Origin of the sequence: Psittacicella gerlachiana, from assembly GCF_003585965.1 — a bacterium.
Classification (GTDB): Bacteria; Pseudomonadota; Gammaproteobacteria; order Enterobacterales; family Psittacicellaceae; genus Psittacicella; species Psittacicella gerlachiana.
Genome location: NZ_NRJF01000015.1, coordinates 1 through 7,626, shown reverse-complemented (window position 1 = coordinate 7,626; position 7,626 = coordinate 1). Strand labels below are relative to the sequence as shown.

Annotated in this window: 1 protein-coding gene; it reads left to right on the top strand. The window is 36.7% G+C overall.

The window, feature by feature from the left end; translation table 11 throughout:
- Positions 1–32 precede the first annotated feature (32 nt).
- Positions 33–7,626 (top strand): beta strand repeat-containing protein (locus CKF59_RS00525; RefSeq protein ID WP_119534035.1); only part of this gene is annotated, 7,594 nt, incomplete at its 3' end.

Sequence of the window (7,626 nt, the reverse complement as noted above, 5' to 3'; positions counted from 1 at the left end):
ATAAATTAAAATTTAACCGTAGAACTTTGTCATTGGACGCTGTTTCAGAGTTAGAGTCTAATGCTGTTGTAGGTTCAGCCTCGAGTACGCAAGTTGAAACCAAAGCAGAAGAAACAAAAGTTAGCTTTAACCGTGTAAACAAACTTTTAGGTAGCATTTTATTACCAGTTACTTTTGTCGGAGCTTCAACAACAGCTTTTGCTGATGCTCGTACAGGGATGGAGGTAATTAACGGTAAAGTAAATATTGTTACTGATGGTTTAGTTACAACTATTACTAACAGTCCTAATGCAATTATTAATTGGGAAAAATTTAATATTAATTCGAATGAAATTGTAAAATTTCTTCAAGAAAACTCAAATTCAGCAGTATTAAACCGTGTATTAGGTGGTGAGATTTCACAAATCCTAGGTACCTTACAATCTAACGGTAAAGTATTTATCGTTAACCCAGCTGGGGTAGTATTTGGTGCTAATGCGGTTGTAGATGTTAACTCTTTAGTAGCTTCAACTTTAGATATCTCAAATGAAGATTTCTTAAACGGTAACTACGTATTTAATCAAGATAAAGATCAAGCTATTGCTTCAGTACTTAACCAAGGGATTATTAAAGTAGAAGACAATGGTACTTTAGCTTTAGTGGGTGGTAAAGTAGTAAATACTGGAGTATTAGAAGCGAAAAACGGTACAGTATACCTTTTAGCTGGTAACTCAATTACGATCCAAGATTTAGAAAATCCTCTAATCTCTTATAAAGTAACTGCAGACAATAAAGCAGTAAACTTAGGGGAAATTGTTTCAAAAAGAACTTACTTATTAGCGAATAAAGTAGCTCATGGTTACACTACTGCTGAACAATTTGCAGATGTAATCTCAGCTCAAGATTCAGCACGTAAAGCTACTATTACTGCAAGTGGTGAAGTAGTATTATTTGGTGCTTCTGAATCTGATGTAGAGCAAAGTACGAATTTTAATACTGCTCAATTAGCCGCAAATCTTACTTGTCAATCAGCAGTAACTGTAGTTAACGGTACGATTAATGTCGCAAATCCTGAAGGTAAAGCAGGTAACGTTGAAGTATATGGTGATTATGTAGTATTAGACTCTAATGCGACAATTAATGCTTCAGGAGCACAAGGTGGAGCTGTATACATTGGTGGGGATTACCAAGGTAAAGGCTCTAAAAAACTCGCAGCAAAAACTACAGTTGTAAATGGTGCGTTAGTAGATGTATCAGGTACTACGGGTGATGCAGGTGAAGCAATTGTTTGGGGTAATACTGCAGTTGTAAATGGTCAGTTCTTAGCGACCTCAGTAAATGGTAACGGTGGTTTCGTTGAAACTTCTGGTAAAAACTTACAGATTGGCAAGAATATTGATGTAAATACTACTTCTGTGTATGGTAGCTGGGGGAATTGGTTACTAGATCCTGATAATATTGTGGTGATCAATGCAACAGATTATGAAAGTAATGCTACTTATAAAACGAACTTACATGCTCGTTATGGTAACATCGAGACTATCAGCCCAACATCTATGAGTTCTAGTACAGTGACTGCAACAGATGAGGGTACTTATACTTATACGGTATTAAAAGATTCAGACTTACAAACTTGGTTAGAAAAAGGTAATGTTACTCTAGAAGCTACCAATAAAACTGATTTCTATATTGCAACTATTAATGCTTCAAATGATAGTGCAAACCTGGAGATAAAATCAGGTAGTTCTTTATTCTACTATACGAATATCACCCTAGGTGGAAACTTAACAGTAACTACGAATACTTCTAATATAGCTTCAGGGGCGTCATTAGGGTTTACGGGCTCAAATATTAAAGTAAATGGTAGTATTAACTTAACATCTGGAAATGCGATTTCTATAGGTACAGCTTCGAACTTAACCGCAAATGTATCTATTCTTTTAAATGCAACTACTGACAATAGTACATATACAATAAGTTCACAAACACAAGATAGTGGTTGTGTTACGTATAGCCATTATATTTATGGGGTATACTTATTAGGTTGTTCTACTTTAACTGTTGTTAATACGAGTTCTGATTCAGCTGGTATTGTCGTAAATGGTTCAAGAATGATTTTTGGTGGTAACTCTGCTGTTAATACTTCTGGAAACTTTACTTTAACTAGCTGTTACTCGACAAACTTTACTGCTAATGTAAATATTACCGCAAAAAATATTAACATTACCCAAACAAGCTGTAGTACTGCAACTACATGTTCAACTTCAGCTTATGATACTGGTGGTTTAAGATTTGATAATGTACACTTAAATGCAACTAATAATGCAACAGTAAGTGCTGCTGCGGTAACTTCAATCTCAAACACTACAATCAATACAACTTCATTAAATGCAACTGTAGCTGCGACAAACGATCACAACTTAAGTTTATTTAATGTTGCAATTCAGTCAGGTGGAGCGGCTTTATTAAGAGGTAAAAACATTACTCTTAATGCAACTAAAGTTAATGCTACAGGTAATGAAATTTCTGTAGGTAATACTTCAACAGAAAATGTAACTTTAGTTAATGGTACACAATTAAATGCAAGCAGTACTTCTTTAGGTGATGTAGGTATTTACGGTGCTAACAATGTAAACTCTACTTCATTAAATATTAAAGCAGGTCGTGATTTAAATATCTCTACAAGTTCAGGTAGTGTAAATCTAACTGGAGCAAGCCAAGGCGATATTAACTTTACCGTAGGACGTAGCTTAAATATTACCACTGCGAATTTAGAGTTAGTTAATGCAGTTATTAATGTAACCAATTCAACAACTTTTGATACTACAGGTACAACTTGCGTTTCTTGCTCAACTATTAATACTACTGATGGTACTTTCAAAGTAAACTCTACGGGAGCAGTTAACTTTACAGATACTAATGTTAGTGCTACAGACTTAAATGTTACTTCAACTGATGAGGTAAGATTTGACGCTTCAACAGTTAATGCAACTAACTCTGCAAAAATTGTAGGTGATTCTGTTGAATTAGCAAATACTGCCTTAGCTTCAAGTAATGTAAGCATTAATGCTACTGGTACTACTGGCGTAACCATTAATAATGATTCAAATATTACTGGTAGCGAGATCAACATCTCTTCAGCTGGTACGGTGAATATTTATGATTCAGAAACGAAGATTGGTAATGAAACAACCAATAATGTAACAGTTACAGCTGCTAAGGATATTTGTGTTACAGGTGGAGTTTCAAGTAAAGCTTCAATTACTGGTGGTAATGTTTCTCTAAACTCAACCTCAGGTAATGTTACTTTAGAAGATGCTGAATTAAATGCAACTACTGGTAACTTAGCGGTAGTAGGTAACAATGTAACTGCAAATGGTTCTACTCTTGCTGGTAATGGTGGGGTTACTGTAAATGCAACTACTGGTAACGCAACTTTAAATGGTACTGATGTTAACTCAGCAGCAGGTAACTCTACTGTAACGGCACAACTGAATGTAACCTTAAACAACTCTAATGTTGCTGCTTCAGGTGATGCTACAGTTGAATCAAGAGGAGCAAGTGTTGAGGTATCTAACTCTAATCTTTCATCAACAACTGGTGATGTTGCAGTTAATGCAGCTGCGGGTAATGTTACTTTAGATAACTCTAATTTAACTGCTACAGCTAAAGAAGTAACTGTATCAGCTAAAAATGATATTCTTGCAAATAACTCGAATATTTCAGGGGCAACTGTTGATGTTAATTCAACTGGTGGAAATATTACCTTAAATCAAACTGCAGTAAATGCAACTACAGGTAACGCTAATTTAACGGCAGCTGGAGAAGCTAACTTAAATAATGGTACTACGGTTACTGCTGCTGGTGATGTAGGTGTAACTTCAACTGGTGGAAATGTTTCAGTTACAGGAGCAAATGTTACTTCTACTGGTGGTAACGTTTCTCTAACAGCAGACCAAGATTTAACTTTAACAAATGCTAATATTTCTGGTGAAAAAGCAGTAAATGCAACAGCACTTAAAGGTAATGTTTCTTTAGAAAATGGTACTAAAGTACAAGCTAAAGAAAATGCTTCAATTACAGCAACAAACGGTACTTTAACTGCAGAAGGAGCAAATGTAACTTCAACTGCTGGTGCAGTAGTTGTAGCTGCTAATGAGAGCTTATCTTTAACTAATGCAAATCTTTCTGGTTACAAAGGAGTTATTGCTGGTTCTAATAATGATGCAGTAACTGTTTCTAACTCTAGCGTAAGCAGTGCTGATGGTTCAGTAATCGTTCACGCTGAAAAAGATGTAACTCTTGAAAATGGTACGAAAGTAACAGCTCAAGATAATGTAACAGTTAACTCTGAAAGCGGTAATACTTCAGTAACTGGTGCAAATATTACTGCAACTACAGGTGTAGCTAATGTAACTGCAAAACTAAATGTTACCTTAACTAATGCTAATATTTCTGGTGCAAGTGCTGAAGTTTCATCAACTGACGGTACTACAACCTTAAATAACTCTGCAGTAGAAGCTACTTCAGGTGACGCAAGTGTTACAGGTAAAGAAGGTGTTGCATTAAATAATGGTACTACTGTAACAGCGGCACAAAATGCTACCGTATACTCAAGCAATGCAAGCGTAGCTGTAGAAGGTGCGAATGTAACCGCAACTAGTGGTACAGCTAATGTTTCTGCAAAAGAAGATGTAACTTTAACTAATGCAAACATCTCTGGTGCTAATGTTAAAGTTGATGCAGAAAATGGTACTGCAACCTTAAATAACTCTGCTGTAAATGCAACTACAGGTAATGCTTCTGTAACTGCAAAAGGTGATGTAACCCTAAATAACGGTACTACTGTAACTGCAAAACAAGATGCTAATGTAACTTCAACAGAAGCAACATTAAATGTTACAGGTGCTAATGTAACTGCAACTTGTGGTACAGCAACGGTAGCTGGTCAAACAGGTCTAAACTTAGATAATGCGAACATTACGGGTGCTAATGACTTATGTATTAGTGTACCTACAGGTGACTTAACTGTTAAAGATTCTGCGTTAACTTCAACTGCAGGAAATGTAACAGTTACTGGTCCAGCAAATGTAAGCTTAACTAATGGTACTACTGTAACAGCTGCGAAAAATGCTACGGTAACTGCTCCTAATGGAAATCTTTCTGTTGAAGGTGCTAATATTACTGCTCAAACAGGTACAGCTACAGTAACGGCAGCTGATAATGTAACTTTAACTAATGCAAATATTTCAGGTACGGATGTTAAAGTTGATGCTGCAAATGGTACTGCGACCTTAAATAATTCTGCAGTAACGGCTACTGATGGTAATGCTTCTGTAACCGCAAAAGATGATGTTAACTTAAATAATGGTACTACTGTAACTGCATCAGAAGATGCAACGGTAACTTCATCTGAAGGTGATTTAAATATTACTGGTGCTAATGTAACTGCTACTACAGGTACTGCAACAGTTTCAGGTGCTACAGGATTAAATTTAGATAATGCAAACATTACTGGTGCGAATGATTTATGTATCAGTGTTCCATCAGGTGACTTAACGGTTAAAGATTCATCATTAACTTCAACTGAAGGTAATGTAACAGTTACTGGTCCTGCGAATGTAAGCTTAACTAATGGTACTACTGTAACAGCTGCGAAAAATGCATCAGTAACTGCACCTAATGGTAGCCTATCTGTAGAAGGTTCTAATATTACAGCTCAAACAGGTACAGCTACAGTTAGTGCTTCTGACAATGTAACTTTAGGCAATACTAATATCTCAGGTGCTAATGTAGCAGTAGATTCTGCAAATGGTACGACAACTGTAAATAACTCATCTGTAGAAGCAACTTCAGGTAACGCAACTGTTACTGGTAAAGAAGGTGTAGCGTTAAATAACGGTACTACTGTAACTGCAGCTCAAGATGCGACTGTATACTCTAGCAACGGCAGTGTATCTGTTGTAGGGGCAAATGTAACTGCAACTGATGGTGTGGCTAACATTTCTGCAAAAGAAGATGTAACTTTAACTAATGCAAACATCTCTGGTGCTGATGTTGCTGTTGATGCGGAAAATGGTACTGCAACTGTAAATGATTCAGCTGTAGAAGCAACTTCAGGTAACGCAACTGTTACTGGTAAAGAAGGTGTAGCGTTAAATAACGGTACTACTGTAACAGCTGCTCAAGATGCGACAGTATACTCAAGCAACGGCAGTGTATCTGTTGTAGGTGCAAATGTAACCGCAACTGATGGCGTAGCTAACATTTCTGCAAAAGAAGATGTAACTTTAACTAATGCAAACATCTCTGGTGCTGATGTTACTGTTGATGCGGAAAATGGTACTGCAACTTTAAATAACTCAGCTGTAGAAGCAACTTCGGGTAATGCAACGGTAACCGCAAAAGGTGATGTAAACCTAAATAACGGTACTACTGTAACTGCAAAAGAAGATGCTACGGTAAACTCTGAAGAGGGTAATTTAAATATCACAGGTGCTAATGTAACTGCAACTTGTGGTACAGCTACAGTTACAGGTAATACTGGTCTGAACTTAGATAATGCTAATATTACTGGTGCTAAAGACTTATGTATTACTGTGCCATCAGGTGACTTAACTGTAAATAACTCTGCATTAACTTCAACTGAAGGAAATGTAACAGTTACCGGTCCAGCAAATGTAAGCTTAACTAATGGTACAACTGTAACGGCTGCTAAAGACGCAACGGTAACAGCTCCTAATGGTAGCCTCTCTGTAGAAGGTTCTAATATCACAGCACAAACTGGTACAGCTACTGTAACAGCTAAAGATAATGTAACTTTAACTAACACTAACATTTCTGGTGCGGATGTAAATGTAGATTCTACAAATGGTACTACTACCTTAAATAACACTTCAGTAAACGCAACTACTGGTAATGCAACCGTAACTGCAAAAGAAGCGGTGAGCCTAAACAACGGAACTACCGTAACTGCACAGCAAGATGCAACTGTATCTTCTGAAAATGCTTCAGTAAGTATCACAGGTGCAAATATCACAGCTACAGAAGGTTATGCAAATGTTACTGCAGAAACTGAAGTAACTACATCTAACGCTAATATTTCTGGTAAATCTGGAGTTAATGTTGTTTCTAATACAAGTAGCATTACTTTAGATAACACAGACGCATCTTCAAGTGATGGTAAAGTAAATGTACAAGCTCCTGGTGATATTACCGTAGCTAATGGTACAGATCTTGCTGGTGATGCAGGAGTAGATGTAAATTCTACGAATGGTAGCGTAAGCCTAGATAATGCAACAGCTTCATCTGCAAATGGTACAGTAACTGTTACGGCTAAAGATGAAATCTCGATTGCTAACTCTACAACAGATGGTGATCAAGGTGTTGATATTGAGTCTACTAACTCAACGGTAACAGCAGAAAACTTAACTGCAACTTCAGCAAATGGTACAGTTAATATTACTGGTAAAGAAGCAGTAACTCTAAACAACACTACTACCGATGGTGATCAAGGTGTTAATATTGAGTCTACTAACTCAACGGTAACTGCAGAAAACTTAACTGCGACTTCAGCAAATGGTACAGTTAACATTACTGGTAAAGAAGCAGTAACTCTAAACAACACAACTACTGATGGTGATCAAG